This is a genomic window from Pseudomonas sp. 05N432 (genome assembly GCF_056396945.1).
In genome coordinates this window covers 248,094-265,088 of sequence record NZ_JBFTMM010000014.1, presented here as the reverse complement: position 1 = coordinate 265,088, position 16,995 = coordinate 248,094, and the positions used below count along the sequence as shown (strand labels likewise).

General features: G+C 58.6%; 14 protein-coding genes and 2 pseudogenes. 9 read left to right on the top strand and 7 right to left on the bottom strand.

Annotation, left to right across the window (positions count from 1 at the left end; translation table 11 throughout):
- Positions 1 to 129: 129 nt before the first annotated feature.
- Positions 130 to 1,542, top strand: a complete 1,413-nt coding sequence (locus tag AC1DHT_RS17095; protein WP_427541963.1) for an amino acid permease — start codon at positions 130 to 132, stop codon at positions 1,540 to 1,542.
- Positions 1,543 to 1,563: 21 nt separating this feature from the next.
- Here AC1DHT_RS17095 and AC1DHT_RS17090 read toward each other — a convergent pair whose 3' ends face one another.
- Entirely contained in the window at positions 1,564 to 1,878 is a 315-nt protein-coding gene (locus AC1DHT_RS17090) for a putative quinol monooxygenase (RefSeq protein ID WP_427541960.1), read from the bottom strand.
- A 201-nt stretch (positions 1,879 to 2,079) separates the two neighbouring features.
- On the opposite strand from AC1DHT_RS17090, the gene mdaB reads away from it, so the two are divergent.
- The 6 genes from mdaB to AC1DHT_RS17060 all read left to right on the top strand — a co-directional run bounded on the left by mdaB (position 2,080) and on the right by AC1DHT_RS17060 (position 8,413).
- Positions 2,080 to 2,670 carry an NADPH:quinone oxidoreductase MdaB gene (gene mdaB, locus AC1DHT_RS17085; RefSeq protein ID WP_427533128.1) on the top strand — a complete coding sequence of 197 codons (591 nt, stop codon included), beginning with the start codon at positions 2,080 to 2,082 and terminating at the stop codon, positions 2,668 to 2,670.
- A 58-nt stretch (positions 2,671 to 2,728) separates the two neighbouring features.
- On the top strand, positions 2,729 to 3,640 hold the full coding sequence (locus AC1DHT_RS17080; protein WP_427533129.1) for a LysR substrate-binding domain-containing protein: 912 nt from the start codon (positions 2,729 to 2,731) through the stop codon (positions 3,638 to 3,640).
- Between the two features lie 535 nt (positions 3,641 to 4,175).
- Positions 4,176 to 5,525, top strand: a complete 1,350-nt coding sequence (locus AC1DHT_RS17075; protein ID WP_427541957.1) for a GntT/GntP/DsdX family permease — start codon at positions 4,176 to 4,178, stop codon at positions 5,523 to 5,525.
- A 16-nt stretch (positions 5,526 to 5,541) separates the two neighbouring features.
- Entirely contained in the window at positions 5,542 to 6,402 is an 861-nt protein-coding gene (locus AC1DHT_RS17070) for a MurR/RpiR family transcriptional regulator (RefSeq protein ID WP_427533131.1), read from the top strand.
- 1 nt (position 6,403) lies between these two features.
- Positions 6,404 to 7,861, top strand: coding sequence for a D-aminoacylase (locus AC1DHT_RS17065; protein WP_427541954.1), 1,458 nt, complete (start codon positions 6,404 to 6,406; stop codon positions 7,859 to 7,861).
- Positions 7,862 to 8,044: 183 nt separating this feature from the next.
- Positions 8,045 to 8,413, top strand: a complete 369-nt coding sequence (locus AC1DHT_RS17060; RefSeq protein WP_427533133.1) for a glyoxalase superfamily protein — start codon at positions 8,045 to 8,047, stop codon at positions 8,411 to 8,413.
- A 72-nt stretch (positions 8,414 to 8,485) separates the two neighbouring features.
- Here the strand turns inward: AC1DHT_RS17060 and AC1DHT_RS17055 are convergent.
- Together AC1DHT_RS17055 and AC1DHT_RS17050 are read right to left on the bottom strand one after the other, a co-directional pair.
- Positions 8,486 to 9,082, bottom strand: a pseudogene (locus AC1DHT_RS17055) (methyl-accepting chemotaxis protein); the annotation flags it as partial.
- 261 nt (positions 9,083 to 9,343) lie between these two features.
- Positions 9,344 to 10,405, bottom strand: a pseudogene (locus tag AC1DHT_RS17050) (methyl-accepting chemotaxis protein); the annotation flags it as partial.
- Positions 10,406 to 10,662: 257 nt separating this feature from the next.
- On the opposite strand from AC1DHT_RS17050, the gene pmrG reads away from it, so the two are divergent.
- Positions 10,663 to 11,337 (top strand): lipopolysaccharide core heptose(II)-phosphate phosphatase PmrG, encoded by a 675-nt coding sequence (gene pmrG / locus AC1DHT_RS17045; RefSeq protein WP_427541951.1) that lies wholly within the window; start codon positions 10,663 to 10,665, stop codon positions 11,335 to 11,337.
- A gap of 86 nt (positions 11,338 to 11,423) precedes the next feature.
- Here pmrG and AC1DHT_RS17040 read toward each other — a convergent pair whose 3' ends face one another.
- Entirely contained in the window at positions 11,424 to 12,878 is a 1,455-nt protein-coding gene (locus AC1DHT_RS17040; RefSeq protein ID WP_427542034.1) for an ArnT family glycosyltransferase, read from the bottom strand.
- 167 nt (positions 12,879 to 13,045) lie between these two features.
- The gene (locus AC1DHT_RS17035; protein WP_427541948.1) at positions 13,046 to 14,455 is read right to left on the bottom strand and encodes a DUF2252 domain-containing protein; all 1,410 of its coding nucleotides are present in this window, start codon (positions 14,453 to 14,455) and stop codon (positions 13,046 to 13,048) included.
- Between the two features lie 232 nt (positions 14,456 to 14,687).
- Here AC1DHT_RS17035 and AC1DHT_RS17030 point away from each other — a divergent pair, with 232 nt between their 5' ends.
- Positions 14,688 to 15,608, top strand: a complete 921-nt coding sequence (locus tag AC1DHT_RS17030; RefSeq protein ID WP_477761408.1) for a YeeE/YedE thiosulfate transporter family protein — start codon at positions 14,688 to 14,690, stop codon at positions 15,606 to 15,608.
- 29 nt (positions 15,609 to 15,637) lie between these two features.
- Here AC1DHT_RS17030 and AC1DHT_RS17025 read toward each other — a convergent pair whose 3' ends face one another.
- Positions 15,638 to 16,045, bottom strand: a complete 408-nt coding sequence (locus AC1DHT_RS17025; RefSeq protein WP_427541942.1) for a PIN-like domain-containing protein — start codon at positions 16,043 to 16,045, stop codon at positions 15,638 to 15,640.
- Positions 16,042 to 16,734 carry a DUF433 domain-containing protein gene (locus AC1DHT_RS17020; RefSeq protein ID WP_477749093.1) on the bottom strand — a complete coding sequence of 231 codons (693 nt, stop codon included), beginning with the start codon at positions 16,732 to 16,734 and terminating at the stop codon, positions 16,042 to 16,044. The genes AC1DHT_RS17025 and AC1DHT_RS17020 overlap by 4 nt, the downstream gene beginning before the upstream one ends.
- Positions 16,735 to 16,995 lie beyond the last annotated feature (261 nt).

The window sequence follows — 16,995 nt, the reverse complement described above, 5'->3', positions numbered from 1 at the left end:
AGATTTTTGGGCCGCTACGCAGCAGAGCGGGAGCAAGCTCCCTCGCCACAGGGTTTAGTTCGACCGTGTGACCCGGTTTATCCAAACGATGTGCTCTCTAAAAAAACACAATATTCAGAGGACAGAGAAATGACCGACACCCTCGGTTTTGAAACCATCTCCAACCGTGAGAATGGCCTCAGGCGCCAGCTCACCTCGGGGCAGATGAGCATGATCGCCATCGGCGGTGCGATAGGCACCGGCCTGTTCATGGGCAGCGCCTATGCCATCGGCTATGCCGGGCCGAGCGTGCTGCTCAGCTATGCGATTGGCGCGGTCATCACGCTGCTGTTGATGGACTGTCTGGCGGAAATGACCGTGGCCCATTCGACCTCGGGTTCGTTCGGCGCGTATGCCGAGTTCTATATCAGCCCGCTGGCCGGGTTTCTGGTGCGCTACGCCTACTGGGCGGCGATTGTGTTGGCGGTCGGCACCGAGGTGACGGCGGTGGCGATGTACATGAAGTACTGGTTCGCCAACGTGCCTGAGTGGATCTGGATCGTCTCGTTCTCAAGCATTCTGATCGTGCTCAACGCCATCAGCGTGAAGACCTTCGGCACCTTTGAGTATTGGTTCTCGACTATCAAGATCGGCGCGATTGTCGGCTTTATCATCCTCGCGGTGTATGTGGTGTTTGGTTCGGGTAATCCGGAGTACGGCGTGCATCACTACTCCAGCCACGGCGGTTTTTTCCCCAATGGCCTGCAAGGCATGTGGGTGGCGGTCATCGTGTCGATCTTCAGCTACCTGAGCGTGGAAATGATCGCAGTGGCGGCCGGTGAAGCCGAGGATCCGGAGCGGGCAGTGAAGAAAGCCTTTCGCGCGACCATCGTGCGGCTGGTGGTGTTTTACCTGCTGACCCTGGCCCTGATGTTGGCGATTGTGCCGTGGGTTCAGGCAGGTCATGCGCAGAGCCCGTTTGTCACGGTCATGCAAACCATCGGCATTCCCGGCGCCACCGGGGTGATGAATTTCGTGATTCTGATTGCCGCGTTGTCGGCGATGAACAGTCAGCTCTACATCACCACGCGGATGATGTTCAGCCTGTCCCGTGGCGGTTACGCGCCGAAGGCGATGGGCGCGTTGAGCAAGAGCGGCATCCCGCTCAACGCCTTGTTGCTGTCGAGCTCGGGCATTGCGCTGGCGACGCTGTTGAACGTGATGTACCCGGAAAGCTCTTTCACCTTGATGATGGCGATTTCGATGTTCGGCGCGATCTTCACCTGGTTCATGATCTTCCTCACGCACTACTGTTTCCGTCGCTACCACGAGCGTCACGGCGAGCGGAAACTGTCGTTCCGCATGCGCCTGTTCCCTTACACCACGCTGTTGGGGCTGCTGCTGATGGGCGCGGTGATGATCACGACGTACTTTACCGAGGCGTTCAAAATGACCTTGGTGTTCGGTGTGCCGTTCCTGTTGATCCTGTCGTTGGTTTACGGGGTGTTCTTCAGGAAAACCAAGGCATTGGCCGACACTCTCGACAACGTTCCGGCCCCGTAAGAGCCGGCGGCCACCTGCTGATCAGCGGCTAGCTGATGACGGGCTGAGCATGTCGATGCGGCGGATATCGAAATCGCGTTCCAGGTAATCCATGCGGTTCGCGAAAAACTGCTGCATGTGCGGCAGGTTCGAGTGCACGTCCAGATGGGCCCGGGATTGCCAGATCTCGTAGAAGATAAACAGCGTCGGGTCTTGCTGGTCGCGCAGCATGTGGTACTCGATGCAGCCAGGTTCGGCGCGACTGGGTTCGACGTAAGCGCGGAACAGGGCTTCGAAGGCGTCGGCTTTTTCCGGGCGGGTTTTGGCGTGCAGGATGAAACCGTGTTGCTCGCTCATGCAGAACTCCTCAAGTCAGGGTTGAGAAAATTCTATGGCAACAATCAGCTGGTTATTCGTGCGTTTCGCTCAAATGTATTTTGCCGGCTTCGGGCTTATTCATGGGCAGGGTCATCGATACCCTGCCGCCATCACATTTGAAACTTCTCGATCCCGCGACTTATCCACAGCGTGGCGGGTCGGACCATGATGAGGCTTTCCATGAAAAAAGTTCTGTTGCTCAACGGTGGCAAGAAATTCGCCCACTCTGACGGTCGCTACAACGCCACCCTGCACGAAGCTGCCTTGAGCGTGCTGGATCGCGGCGGTATCGACGTGAAAGTGACCCACATCGACGAGGGCTACGACGTCGCTGAAGAAGTCGCCAAGTTCCTCTGGGCCGACGTGATCATTTACCAGATGCCGGGCTGGTGGATGGGCGCGCCATGGATCGTGAAAAAGTACATCGACGAAGTCTTCACCGAAGGCCACGGCAGCCTCTACGCCAGCGATGGCCGGACCCGCTCCGATGCTTCGCAGAAATACGGCAGTGGCGGCCTGGTGCAGGGCAAGCAGTACATGCTGTCGCTGACCTGGAACGCACCACAGCAAGCCTTCGACGACCCGAGCGACTTCTTCGAAGCCAAGGGCGTGGATGCGGTGTACTTCCCGTTTCACAAGGCCAATACCTTTCTCGGCATGAGTGGCCTGCCGACCTTCCTGTGTGTCGACGTGATGAAGCGGCCGAACATTGAAGCCGACGTCGCGCGCTATGAGCAGCACCTCAAGCAGGTGTTCAACTTGCCGGCGTAACCTGCGTTATGCCCCGTATCCGGCTACTATCAAAGCTGTTTTGATTTAAGGGGCACACGTGAAAGCCAGATCCGATGAGTTGCAGATTTTCGTCTGCGTGATCGAGTGCGGTTCGATTTCAGCGGCAGCCGAACAGGTCGGGCAAACGCCCTCGGCGGTCAGCCGCACGCTGTCGCGTCTGGAGGCCAAGCTCGACACCACGTTGATCAACCGCACCACGCGGCGCATGGACCTGACCGAGGAGGGCAAGTACTTCTTCGAACAGGCCAAGCTGATTCTCGACCAGATGGACGAGCTCGAAGAGCGTCTGTCCTCGCGCCAAAAGACACCTTCCGGACGACTGCGGATCAACGCGGCGTCGCCGTTCATGCTGCATGCCATCGTGCCCTACATCGATGAGTTCCGCCGTCTGTACCCGGACATCCAGCTGGAACTCAACAGCAACGACCTGATCATCGACCTGCTGGAGCAAAGCACCGACATTGCGATCCGCATCGGAGCGTTGGCGGATTCGACCCTGCATGCGCGTTCGCTGGGGGGCAGTCCGCTGCACATCCTCGCCAGCCCTGCGTACCTGGAAAAACACGGCACACCGACCACGGTTGCCGAACTGGCCGGCCACTCGTTGCTGGGCTTCACCCAGACCGAAAGCCTCAATCACTGGCCGCTGCGTCATGTGCACGGCGACCGCTGGCAGATTCAGCCGAGTCTCAGCGCCTCCAGCGGTGAAACCCTGCGTCAGCTGGCGCTGGAGGGGCAGGGCATTGTGTGCCTGTCGCATTTCATGACCATCAATGACATCAAGGCCGGGCGGCTGAAGTTGCTGCTGGCGCAGGCCAACAGCGGCTATCGTCAGCCGATCAATGCGGTGTACTACCGCAACTCACAACTGGCCTTGCGGATTCAATGCTTCCTGGACTTCATCCAGGGCAAGCTGGCGAGTTACGCGAACGAGGTGTTCGAAGGCTGATCCGCGACTAATGCGCGAAACTGGCTCCCGTATCCCCGTATCCCCGTATCCCCGTATCCCCGTAGCAGCTGTCGAGCCTGCGAGGCTGCGTTCGGCTGCAAAGCAGTCGTGAAATCAGACAGCGCGTTCTTTCTGGTAAACCGCGTACGCAGGATATGCGAGGACTTCGTCCTCGAACGCAGCCTCGCAGGCTCGACAGCTGCTACGGGACGGCGAGGAGGCGGGGCGGTGGGTTGTATTTTCAGGGGGATCAGTCCTGATGGATGACTGGGGTAATGACTCCGTCGCACAGTTGGTAGCACTCCTGATAATCATCGAAGCAGCTATCGCCGTAGTGAATTGTGTGATGGGAAGGTTCGCGTCGAAGGGATGAAAAAACGCCCGGCAGATTTTCATTAATCACGACAAGGCATGCCTGAAAACGACATCTCATTCCTCTGCACGAAAATTACTTTCATCAGGTTTGAAAACCGCTACTCGAAATGATTTATGGGTTTCACAACACATCGACGTGACCCTTTTCGAGGAGTACCGCATGGCACCGTCCTTCGGCTATTGGCTGCTGGTTTATGCCGCTATCGCCATCATTGCGCTGATCGTTCTGATCGCCCGTTACCGACTCAATCCGTTCATTGTCATTACCATGGTTTCCATCGGCCTGGCGCTGCTCGCCGGAATGCCGCCGTCAGGGGTGGTGGGCGCGTATGAAGCGGGTGTCGGCAAGACCCTGGGGCACATTGCGCTGGTGGTGGCGCTGGGCACGATGCTTGGCAAAATGATGGCCGAGTCCGGTGGAGCCGAGCAGATGGCGCGCACGCTGATCGAGCGCTTCGGCGAGAAAAACGCGCACTGGGCGATGGTCTGCATTGCCTTTCTGGTGGGTCTGCCGTTGTTCTTCGAAGTTGGCTTTGTGTTGCTGGTGCCGATTGCCTTTACCGTGGCGCGGCGGGTAGGCGTGTCGATTCTGATGGTCGGTTTGCCGATGGTTGCCGGGCTCTCGGTGGTGCATGCGCTGGTGCCGCCGCATCCGGCAGCGATGCTCGCGGTGCAGGCCTATCAGGCCTCGGTGGGGCAGACGTTGCTCTACGCGATTCTGATCGGCATCCCGACCGCGATCATTGCCGGTCCTCTGTACGCCAAATTCATCGTGCCGCGTATCCAGTTGCCCGCGGAAAACCCGTTGGAGCGACAGTTCATCGAGCGCGAACCACGGGACCGCTTGCCGGGTTTCGGCATCACCATGGCGACGATTCTGCTGCCAGTGGTGCTGATGCTGATCGGCGGCTGGGCCAATCTGATCTCCACACCGGGCAGCGGTTTCAACCAATTCCTGTTATTCATCGGCAACTCGGTGATCGCCCTGTTGCTGGCGACGTTGCTGAGTTTCTGGACCCTCGGTCTGGCTCAGGGTTTCAACCGCGAATCGATCCTCAAATTCACCAATGAGTGCCTGGCACCAACCGCCAGCATCACCTTGCTGGTGGGCGCCGGCGGTGGCTTGAACCGGATTCTGGTGGATGCCGGGGTGACTGACCAGATCGTCGGCCTGGCCCATGAGTTTCATTTGTCGCCGTTGTTGATGGGCTGGCTGTTCGCGGCATTGATGCGCATTGCCACCGGTTCCGCGACCGTGGCCATGACTACCGCATCAGGCGTTGTCGCGCCGGTGGCCATTGGTCTGGGCTATCCCCATCCGGAGCTGCTGGTGCTGGCGACAGGTGCGGGCTCGGTTATCTTTTCTCATGTCAACGACGGTGGCTTCTGGTTGATCAAGGAGTACTTCAATATGACCGTGACCCAGACCTTCAAGACCTGGACGGTGCTTGAAACTTTGATCTCACTGGTCGCGTTCGGCCTGACCCTTGGCCTTTCCTATGTGCTTTGAACAGCAGGTGCGGTAAATGGACATCCTCTATCAGATTCGTGCGCGTCAGGATTCCTTCAGCGCCGGTGAAGGACGGATTGCCCGGTTGATGCTCGACGATGTGGGGTTTGCCGCATCGGCGAGCCTCGACGAGCTGGCGCTGCGAGCCGAGGTCAGCAGTGCGACACTCTCGCGGTTTGCCCGTAGCGTCGGCTGCCGTGACCTGCGCGATTTGCGCCTGCAACTGGCCCAGGCCAGTGGTGTCGGGAGTCGTTTTCTCGACCCGGCGGGGACGCCGGAGCAGTCGGGGTTTTATCGGCAGATTGTCGGCGATATCGAGTCGACGCTGCATCAACATTTGTCGGCGTTCGATGAGTCGCGTTTCGCCGACGCAGTGAAGTTGCTGGGCAAGGCGCGGATGATTCACGCGTTCGGCATGGGCGGTTGTTCGACGCTGTGCAGCGATGAGCTGCAGGTGCGGCTGGTGCGCCTCGGCTACCCGATTGCCACCTGCCATGACCCGGTGATGATGCGTGTGACCGCCGCATCCTTGGGCGCGGAGCATGCGTTGATTGCCTGCTCACTGACCGGCATCACCCCGGAACTGCTGGAGGCTGTCGAGTTGGCGAGCAGCTACGGCACACGCATTCTGGCGATTACCCTGGCCGACTCGCCGCTGGCGCAAATGGCCGATGTGCTGTTGCCGCTGCAAAGCGCCGAAACCTCATTCATCTACAAACCGACAGCGGCGCGCTACGGCATGCTGCTGGCCATCGATGTGCTTGCCACCGAGCTGGCGCTGGCCAATCCTGAAGGCAATCAAGAACGTCTGCGGCGGATCAAGCTCGCCCTCGACGACTACCGTGGCGGCGATGATCATCTGCCGTTGGGAGACTGACATGCAGTACCACACGCTGATCCGCAACGCCCTGATCATCGACGGCAGCAACACGCCGGGTTATCCCGCCGACGTGGCGATTGTGAACGGACGGATCGCGCGCATCGGTGATTTGCAGGATGTCAGCGCCGATGAGGAAATCGACGCGGCGGGACGAGTGCTTGCGCCAGGTTTTATCGATGTACATACCCACGACGACACGGTGGTAATCCGCCAACCGCAGATGCTGCCCAAGCTCAGCCAGGGCGTGACCACGGTGATCGTTGGCAATTGCGGGATCAGCGCCTCACCAGTGAGTTTGCGCGGCGATCCACCGGACCCGATGAATCTGCTCGGTACGTCCGCAGCCTTTGTTTATCCGCGTTTCAGTGATTATCGGGCCGCAGTCGAAGCGGCCAACCCGACGTTGAACGTGGCCGCACTGGTCGGCCACACGGCGCTGCGCAGTAATCACCTGGACGACTTGTTTCGCACTGCCACGTCGAGTGAAATTGCGGCAATGCGTGAGCAACTGCGCGAGAGCCTGGAGGCCGGTGCACTGGGTTTGTCCACAGGGCTGGCCTACGCCAGCGCCTTCTCGGCATCTACCGACGAAGTCATGCAACTGACTGAAGAGCTGACGGCTTTCGGCGCGGTCTACACCACCCATTTGCGCAGCGAATTCGAACCGGTGCTGGAGGCCATGGACGAGGCATTCCAGATTGCTCGCCACGCGAAAAGTCCGGTGATCATTTCCCATCTCAAATGCGCTGGCGCCGGCAACTGGGGGCGCAGTCCACAGCTGTTGGCGTCCCTTGAGCACGCAGCGAAAACCCACCCGGTGGGTTGCGATTGTTATCCGTATGCGGCGAGCTCCTCGACCCTGGATCTCAAACAGGTGACGGACGCGTTTCGCATCACCATCACCTGGTCGACGCCACACCCTGAAGCGGGCGGCCGCGACCTGATGGACATCGCCGCCGAGTGGGGCATGCCGTTGCTGGACGCGGCCCGTCGCTTGCAACCGGCCGGGGCGGTCTATTACGGGATGGACGAGGCGGATGTGCGGCGCATTCTGGCCCACCCGTTATCGATGATCGGTTCCGACGGTTTGCCGGAAGACCCGTTTCCGCATCCGCGGTTGTGGGGCGCATTTCCACGGGTATTGGGGCACTTCAGCCGGGATCTCGGATTGTTCCCGCTGCACACGGCGGTGCACAAGATGACCGGGCTGTCGGCGGAGCGTTTCGGCCTGAAAGAGCGCGGTGAAATACGCGAAGGGCATTGGGCGGATCTGGTGCTGTTCGACCCGTTGCATGTGCGTGATATAGCGGATTTCAATGACCCGCAACGGGCGGCCGAAGGCATCGACGGCGTGTGGGTCAATGGCGTCTTGAGCTACCGTGAGGGCAGGGCAAACGACAGCAGGGCTGGGCGTTTTCTGGCGCGGGAAGGGGATTTGCGTATGGGCTTTCATTGAGTGTTGACGATCAAAAGATCGCCGCCTGCGCCGAACCCGTTCTCCTGTAGGTGCTACCGAAGGCTGCGATCTTTTGATCCAGGTCTCATAGTGGCACTGTGAGATTAAAGAAAGCCATTGCCAAGCCGAAGCGCTGTCATGCAACCCACTTAGAGTGGGGCCTTTCAGTTTGGGAGTAGCGCAATGAGCTTCGGTAAAACCACCCCGATCCTGCGGATCTTCGATGAAGCCAAGGCGCTGGAGTTCTACGTCGACTTCCTCGGTTTCACGCTTGACTGGCAGCACACGTTCGGCGAGAACTTTCCGCTTTATCTGCAAGTGTCGCGGGGTGAATGCGTTCTGCACCTGTCCGAGCACCACGGCGACGCTACGCCGGGTTCGGCGCTACGCATCGAGACTGATGAGCTGGAAGCGTTTCAGCAGCAATTGCTGGCCAAGGAGTACCGCTTCGCTCTTCCACAGATTCAGGCCATGCCCTGGGGGAGCCAGGACATGACCGTTAGTGATCCGTTCGGGAATCGATTGGTGTTTACCAATGCTATTAGTGTTTGAGCTATCTCACCTGCAGGAGGACTGGGCGACGCTCCTGCAAATGTGTGGGAACCGATTTGTGCAATGTGATGGTCAGACCCTGAAGTGACTCACCATCATCTGCAACTGATTACCCAACCGTGCCAATTCAACGCTGGACGCGGCGGTTTCATCACTGGCGGCGGCAGTTTGCTCGGAGACGTCGCGCACGTTGATGATGCTGCGACTGATTTCTTCGGCCACCGCGCTTTGCTGCTCGGCAGCGGCGGCGATCTGCTGGTTCATCGACTGGATGTTCGACACCGTGCGGGTGATGTTTTCCAGTGACACGCCGGCCTTGCGGGTCAGCTCGACGCTGCTGTCGGTCAGGCTGCGGCTGTTGTTCATCACGGCGGCGACTTGCTGGGTGCCGTTCTGCAGGCCGGCGACCAGGCCTTCGATTTCTTCGGTGGATTTCTGCGTGCGTTGGGCCAGGCCACGCACTTCATCAGCGACCACCGCGAAACCGCGACCGGCTTCACCGGCGCGTGCCGCTTCAATGGCAGCATTGAGCGCCAGCAGGTTGGTCTGTTCGGCCACTGCCTTGATCACGTCCATGACGCTGCCGATCTTGTCGCTTTCCTGTTGCAGCACGGTCATGGCTTCGGTGGAGCGCACCACTTCACTGGCCAGGCGTTCGATCTGAGCGATCGCTTCGTTGACCACTTTATCGCCTTCGCGGGCTTCACCGTCAGCCGCTGCTGCCGCTTGCGACGCTTCTTCGGCGTTGCGCGCGACTTCCTGCACGGTGGCGGTCATTTCGTGCATGGCGGTGGCGACCTGATCGGTTTCGATCTTCTGGCTGTTGACCCCGGCACTGGTTTCTTCAGTCACGGCTGACAGCTCTTCGGCAGCGCTGGCGATCTGGGTGACGCCATCACGGATGCCGCTGATCAGGTCGCGCAGGGTGACGCCCATCCGTGCGATGCCTTGCTGCAACACGCCAAGTTCGTCACGACGGGTGACGTGAACATCATGGGTCAGGTCGCCGCCGGCGATGCGCTCGACCACCGCCAGGGTTTCGCGCAGTGGGCGAGTGATCTGTCGGGTGATGATCACGGCCGCGAGCACGCCGACCAGCAACGCCAGCAGTGTACTGATCAGTTGCAGGGTGCGTGCCTGGGTGCTTTCGATGTCGCGGCGATCCAGCTGGATCTGATACAGCGCATCACTGCGCGCAACGATGTCATTACCCTGGACGGTCATTTCCTGACGAGCCAGAACCGCTTCGCTGTTAGCTGCCTTGAAGGCCTGTAACGCACTGCGGTAATTCAGCAGGGCGTTTTGCAGCTGACGCAACGCGTCTTGCTGGGTGTCGGCGAAATGCGTGTTGAGTGCTTTCAGGCTGGCGATTGCCGCGTCGAGTTGGGCAACGGCTTTTTGCTCGGTGGTCGGATTACTGTCGGCGGTGTAGCCGCGGACTTCGTAGCGGGCGAGCTGAAACTGTTCCTTGGCCTCGCTAATGGCCAGGAACTGCTCGAAGCGTTGATCGCTCAAGGGCATTTGGCGCACGCGGGTGTCGATATCACCGATCAGCGTGTTGGCGCTCTCGGCATTCTCGCCCATGGCCTGACGCGCGCTGTTCCCGGTTCGATAAGCGTTACGCATTTTGTTCAACGACTGCTGGTAGGCGTCGATGACCGCGCCCTGTTCTTTGAGCAGTTTGAGGTTTTCCGGGCTCTTGAAGCTCGCTACCAGCGATTGCTGCTGGGCCTTGAAGCCGTCGAGGGCGGTTTGCACGGTCTGCGCCACGGTTTCGTCGCCGTCGGCCAGCATGTACTGCAAACGGGTAACCCGCAGTTTGGTAAGGCCCGCGTTGAGCTGAGTGATGTCGCTCATCCAGTTGCTGCGGTCGATCAGCCCACCCAGACTGGTCCAGCCGGTCAGGGCGAGAATGCACGTAAGGGCCAGCACCAGGCCGAAGCCCAGGCTCAGCTTCAGGTTGACGCTGATGTTGGCGAACCAGCTATTCATCAAAAATTCCTCCAGGAACGTTGTGCTTCTTATCGTCAGTTGGCTGGAAGATTATTTTTTTTGGAGGCCAGCAGAATGTATTCGTAGAGGGCGTATCGGCGGCAGGCGCGATAGCTGAAACGTTTTTCGTAACAAGAAAATACGGGGCATGCTTGTCGGTTGAGCATTTTTTCACATTCATTTCACTGGGTACTTACGCATCGACTTTTAATGTTGCCCGTACAATTGGGTATTCGTGTGTCCGAGGCAGTGTGAAGGTGGAGTCGAGATTGGGTCTTGCGGGTATCAAGCGTTCACTGAACAGGGGTGGGCTCACTCGCGCTAAATACATTGCCCTGGCACTACTGGCATCGCTCTTTGTTATCGCGTTGGCATTCTGGCTGTTGCGTCCCGTCGGTCCGGCGGACCTGGCCCACGGCAACATTGCCGGAGACAAGGCCCTGGCGGCCAGTTGGGCCAAGGGCAATACGATTGTGCTGATCCGTCATGTTGAGCGATGCGACCACTCCACCGCCCCTTGCCTGGACGGTGCCGATGGCATTACCGAACGCGCGCGTGCGGTGGCTGTCGGGATTGGTTCGCAATTCACTCACCTGGGCCTGACTAACGCCGACATCTACAACAGTCCGTTGACGCGGACCGTGCAAACGTCGCGCTACATGTTCAATACGCTCGGCAGTGCCCAGGATTGGCTCTTCAACTGCAAAGGCACGATGCTGCGTGACGTGTTGGCGCACAAGGTCGCCGGCCGTAACCTGGTACTGATCACCCACAGCGAGTGCATGGCGGATCTGGAAAAAGAACTGAAGTTGCCGGCATCGACCCCAGGGTATGGCGCCTCACTGTTTTTTACGCTGGATACCGCGCAAACCCAGCCGAAACTGCTGGGGCTGATCGAAGCCTCTGACTGGCAATCAGTCGATATCAAATAGCCCGGCGGGTTGATCCTCCCAGACTACTTTTGCCAGGCAATAAAAAACGGCACCTGCATCAGGTGCCGTTTTTTTTGCTGGCCGTTTTACTGTGCGACGAAATAGTAATCCTGACGCCCCACCAGCATTTTCTTCAGTACCTTCAACGGGGCCTTGGGCTCAGTCTCGGCGGCAATCAGCGCCACATGCGTGGGAGAGGCGGCGAGAAATGCCGTCAGCTCGGCTTCGGTCTGCAAGTCCTTGAGCAGGGTATGGGTGTAGAACACCGTTGCTCCGGCGGTCCGTTCGTTCGCCTGATACAGCGCAACTTCTTGTCCGTTGGCCTGCATGGTCTGGATTTGCTCGGTCAATGGCAGGAACGACAGTTTGCGGTCCGCACGCGGGACGATCCATTGGGCCGCGGCCAGATAACTGACGAACAGCACGCTGATGATGCCGATTGCGATACCGCGACGATTGCGGGCGATTTTGCCGAGCAAAGTTGATGCTTCGGTGTGCTTGCGCAAGCGCTCGTACAGCACTGCCGCATATTCTGCGGCCAGTACGGCGGCGGCCGGCGTCAGGGACATCAGGTACACCGTGCGCTTGCTCGATGCGAGGGTCAGCATGAAGAACTGGGCGAGCAGCCACAGGGTAAAGAACAGCAGGTAGCGATTGTTCGCCAGGCTCTTACGGAAATGCCACAACCCCAGGTACACCAGGATGTTCCACGGCAGGAAGGCTTCAGGCAGTTTGGCCAGGTAGTAATAGAACGGTTCGTAGTGGCCGGCCTCGACGAACGAGCCGTTGAAGCGCCCGACGCTGTTGGTCAGGAGCACTTCGGCCAGTGCCTGCGAGCCACCGCGCTGATAGAGCATGAACAGCCAGATCACCAAAGGGATCAGCCCGAGCAGGGTCGCCAGTGCCGGCCCCATCCAGCGCGGCAGGCTGAAGCGTTTGTCGATCAGGCTTTCGGCCAGCAGGTAGGCGAAGATCACCACCCCCGGCATTGCCAGGCCCAGCACACCTTTGCTCAACGTGGCGATGGCGATGCCGACAGCGAAGAGCAGCCAGCTACCCAAGGCTGCGCGCTGTTCGGCATGTTGGCGATGAGCCTGATAGAACGACAGCAGCGCCAGGGTTACGCCCAGGCTCAGCAGTGCATCTTCGCCAACACCACGAACGTTGCCCCAGTAACTGGCCATGGTCGCCAGCATGATCCCGGCAACCCAGGCGATGGTCGTTGGACGGCCAAATCGGCGCAGCATGGTGTACAGCAGCATCACGCTGAACAACCCGGCGAAGGCTGAGGCCAGGCGCACGGCCAATGGCGTGCCACCAAACGCACGGATCGCTCCGGCATCGAGCCAAAGGCTCAGCGGTGGTTTCTCCAGAAAGGGTTGACCGAACAGGCGCGGGGTCACCCAGTCGTTATCCAGGTGCATTTCCATCGCAATCCCGGCAACGCGGGGTTCGGTGGAACCTTGTAACTGGTGATTGCCAAGGGCGAAGAAGAACAGCAGGCAGGTAAGTAGCAACAGGAGTGGGGCAGGGCGTGACATAGGCATCAGGCTACCGAAGGATGAGGGCCGAGAGTAAAACAGGACTCGTAAGTATACGAGGCTACTTCTTAACAAAATGTGAATTGGAAACATCATGGGCAAGGCCGGCCGGTTTATAGCTCAGTAGAACCGGGTCGGTCACCCTTTGTATTTATTGAGGTGCGCACCTAAGGCAGATGATCAGCGGCAAAATCAGTTTCCGAACGGGCCTGTAGCTTGCCTTTGCGGCAGGCTCGTTGAAAGCGTTCGAAGTCGCGCTCGTTCTGGTCGGAATAGGTCTTGGCGTACTTGAACAGTGCATTGGCCATGACTTCGCTCTTGCCAATGTAACCGCTGATTTGTGCAGCTTGTCCGGAGGCTTTGGCGTGGGCTCGAGCCAGGGCTTTGCCACAGATGTGGCCATACGCGGAAAACGTTTCGGCATCGAAGGTTTCCAGCTCTGCCGATATTTTCATGTCCCGTAGCTGGCGTACGTAGAAGTGCTGGCCATTGGGGCTGGTGGTCCAACCGAGAAACAGATCGCTGGCCGACTGCATCAGGCGCTGGCCTTCAACCACGCGCTGGCCGTCATGGCGTATCCGCGATTTGGCTTTGACGTAATCGGCAATCACCGAACGGCGTGCTTCCTTGAGCTGCAAAAACAGTGGTCGCTCCAGATCGTCGGTCAGCAGAGCAACCAGGCAGCGCGTCCCGACGCTGCCCACCCCAACGACTTTGAACGCCAGGTCCTGGACCTGGAAGCGCGCCAGCAAATCGCGACGATCGCCCATCAGCGTGGCTCGGTAATCGTGCATGAGGCTGTCGTACGGTGGTCGCCAATCGTCCACGCGCATCCAGTCATCATTGGCGTCCAGCAGCGTGGAGTCTTTGTGCAGATGGAAGATATGTGGCAGATCATCACGGATCAGCAAGCGGCCGTGTTTATCGCGCTCGCATATCTTGGGCAGCATTTCGGCATGGGTGCGATGCTCGGCTTTGTTAATGGCGTTTTTCACATGCTCCAGCGTGCTGGTGGAGGGTTCCTGTTTGAGCAAGTCGTTGTAACCGAGGGCGTCGTACCAGATTTCCAGGGCACTCTGTTCGGCGCATTCGGCCATGCTCTCTTGATAGGCTGAGACCACGCGGCGACAGATGTCTTCCTCCACTGACGCAACGTGGCGCAGGTCGCGAATGGCGACCAGGAAGCTAGTCACCAGCCGTTTCAGGTCCCACTCCCATGGACCCGGGTGAGCTTCATCGAAGTCGTTGACGCTGAACAGCAGGTTGCGTTCCGGCGTGCCAAAACCACCGAAGTTCATCAGGTGACAATCGCCGCAAATGGTTGAATGCAGGCCCATGTCCGGCGTCCCGGACAGGTCGTGGGCGTGCAACAGGGCGTTGCCACGATAGAAGGCGAACGGCGAAACCAGCATGCGCCCGAAGCGCAATTCGTTCAGCGAACGGATTCGCCCTGCACTGGAGGCCTTGATCAAGGGGAGTGGGTCGCGATCAGTCTTGCCGAGCAGCGCCTGAGCATTGCGCGAGCACTGCTTGCGCGCATCCTTGCCCTGCTTCAGACGGTCTTTGAGGGTGGTCATGAGGTCCCTTTCGAGGTGGACTGAATGGTTGGCGCAGACCGGAAAGGCGCCGCTGGGCGAAGTGTAGGACTCGCTTGAAAGCTAGCAGGAATCCCGCTGTTAGCCAGTCTTTGCGTTGGCTGACAATATCGAGCGGGTCGATACGATGGCCTAGTTGTCGCCTTGGCGAGCCCACTGAAAAGCCGACTAGTCTTTAACCCATCGATGGGCTTGCCGAGGTGTTAGGAGGCGTGTGCTTTCGTTGCTGATCGCGTGGTTGCTGGCATTCTTGATTGGCTGGGTTTCGCAGCGGATGGGCATGTGCCTGGTCAAAGCCAGCGCTTTAATGCTCAAACGTCGACCCACCTTGTTCGTGGCACTGGTGTCCTGCGGGTTGTTTGGCCTGCTGCTGGCGCCGCTTTATCGCTATTTCGGCATCAACCAGCCGTTGTTCACGCCAGAAGTCGGGTATCCGTTGCTGATCGGTGGGGGACTGTTATTTGGCGTCGCCTCGGTGCTCAACGACGGTTGCAGCGTCGGCACCCTGACCAAACTTACCTGCGGCAATCTCAATAAAGCCTTTACGATTGTCGGCTGGGTGCTGGGGATTGTGCTCTGGTATCGGCTCAACATGTTGCCCGAGCATAGAACCCTGCTGATGCCCGAAATCTCCAGCAGCCACTACCTGCTCACCCTGGGTGTGGTGCTGATGGCGTTGCTGTTTCTGGCCTATGTTCACGGTGACAAATATCTGGTGTTCTCCAGCATGCTGCTGGGGGCGCTGACCAGCGCGCTGTACACCTTCGAACCGCAATGGACACCCAGCGTGTTCTTCTACCACCTGTCACAGCTGTTCTGGATGCCCGAAYAAACGACCCTCACCGGCCAGCGCGTCGTGGTGTTCGTGATGTTGCTGGTGGGCATGCTCAGCTTCACCCTGCGCCGCAAGACCTTCAGCTACCAGCCGTTCAACTTGTCGAAGGCGTGCGTGCATTTATTGGCCGGTGTGCTGATGGGCATTGGCGCCTCGATGATGCTTGGCGGCAACGACTCTCAGATTCTGCTGGTATTCCCGACGCTGAGTTTGACCTCGACGTTGCCATTGGCCTCGATTGTCGTGGGGATTGTGGGGACGTTGTGGGTGAAGCGGTGGTGGGGGGCAGAAGGGCTCTGAAATGAAAAAGTCCGGTGTAGGGTCGGGCTTTAGATTTTTATCTGATCAAGTTTTCCATGAGTCGCGAACTTCCAAGGCACACGGAACGCTGCGCCTCTGCTTATCAGATCTGCCTGGATCAAGATTGCCGGCCACCACCGCACCAGATTGTGAGCTTTGCTCCAGTAAGGTTCATTCCCCCAATGTCTGGTTAAGCAGAAAATGGGAAGGCCGCATTCACGAAAGGCTCTTTTCTCAATATCGCCTTTGGTAAATTTGTCCTGCGAGATAACGGCCCATCCACCTTCTTCACTCAACGCTGAAATCCACGCTATATCAGTCGCACTCTGCGGGAATTTGTCCCGCAGTGGCGTCACGGTGTGGCCTTCGGATTTGGAGAGTTCGTTAAGGGCACGGGCCAGAGCGGGAGGGAGGTTGTTGTCCAGCAGGAAGTTCAAGCCGCATTCCTAAGCTCGAAATTAACTGCCGCGTCTACTGCGTTGGCAGGTATCTCGTAAATTTGAGCAACGCGCTTGGCATCGTTCCCTTCGGCTTGATAAGCACTGAAAACAGTTGCTGTGTCGATCCCTGTAACGGAAAGCACAGGTTTTCCAAAGTTTCTGGAGGGGTCGAGAACAATGGCCTTGCTGCGTTTGATCGGGTACCAGCGTTGAGCGGCACCAGAGCCCGTGTAATCAATGCCTTCATAGAGCGATGGCGTGATGACCTGTTTGAAGGCGTATTGCCTTTTGACCAGGTCAAGCAAGGCGTCATCGCCGAGTTCATCCAGAACCGTGGCGAAAATGCTCCGTCCGTCTGTTTGGAATCGTTTGCAGGTAAAGGGATAGGCCTGATCAAACATCGCTTTTGCTTGCACCGAAGCGCTGCGAATAGCTTGCAAGCTAACGCCGTGCTTACGGAAAGCGTGAACAAAGCGAATTTCGAGAAGGTCGTGAAAACCCAGGATGGGTTCACCCAGATCAGCCAGTTCGGAGGGCCACAGACCAGGATGCAGAGCACCGTGGGCGGTATACCCGAACAACCAGCGGCGGATGTCAGCGGCCGGAATGCCGGTGTAGAGCGCGGCTTCTGCCGGGGTGTACAAGCCAATGCCAACAAGATGGCTGGGTAGCGCAGTGCGTTGCATGTGGCCTCCTTGTCAGCGGGTAGTGCGGAAGGTGGAGTCTGGTGGCAGTGGCGATCTCGATCAATCGGTTTGAGACGAACCGTCTGTATCGTTTGCCTAGATTAGGTTTGCGGCTCATTCCGCACAAGTTCACACACGACGCTTTGGCTTGCGGGAAATATCTGACCCTGACCACGGAAGGAACGATGCTGAGGTAGTTTCACGAAGCGATACCCACGCATTGGGTCGACAGAAAGTTACGTTAAGTGAAGCCTTCCGTTG

Bases quoted from the DNA above. Each gene is read 5' to 3' on its own strand.
- AC1DHT_RS17090 (WP_427541960.1), bottom strand. From the start codon at position 1,878: ATGAGCGAGCAACACGGTTTCATCCTGCACGCCAAAACCCGCCCGGAA.
- AC1DHT_RS17040 (WP_427542034.1), bottom strand. From the start codon at position 12,878: ATGTCACGCCCTGCCCCACTCCTGTTGCTACTTACCTGCCTGCTGTTC.
- AC1DHT_RS17075 (WP_427541957.1), top strand. From the start codon at position 4,176: ATGGCACCGTCCTTCGGCTATTGGCTGCTGGTTTATGCCGCTATCGCC.
- AC1DHT_RS17020 (WP_477749093.1), bottom strand. From the start codon at position 16,734: ATGCAACGCACTGCGCTACCCAGCCATCTTGTTGGCATTGGCTTGTAC.
- AC1DHT_RS17095 (WP_427541963.1), top strand. From the start codon at position 130: ATGACCGACACCCTCGGTTTTGAAACCATCTCCAACCGTGAGAATGGC.
- AC1DHT_RS17070 (WP_427533131.1), top strand. From the start codon at position 5,542: ATGGACATCCTCTATCAGATTCGTGCGCGTCAGGATTCCTTCAGCGCC.
- AC1DHT_RS17060 (WP_427533133.1), top strand. From the start codon at position 8,045: ATGAGCTTCGGTAAAACCACCCCGATCCTGCGGATCTTCGATGAAGCC.
- mdaB (WP_427533128.1), top strand. From the start codon at position 2,080: ATGAAAAAAGTTCTGTTGCTCAACGGTGGCAAGAAATTCGCCCACTCT.
- AC1DHT_RS17035 (WP_427541948.1), bottom strand. From the start codon at position 14,455: ATGACCACCCTCAAAGACCGTCTGAAGCAGGGCAAGGATGCGCGCAAG.
- AC1DHT_RS17065 (WP_427541954.1), top strand. From the start codon at position 6,404: ATGCAGTACCACACGCTGATCCGCAACGCCCTGATCATCGACGGCAGC.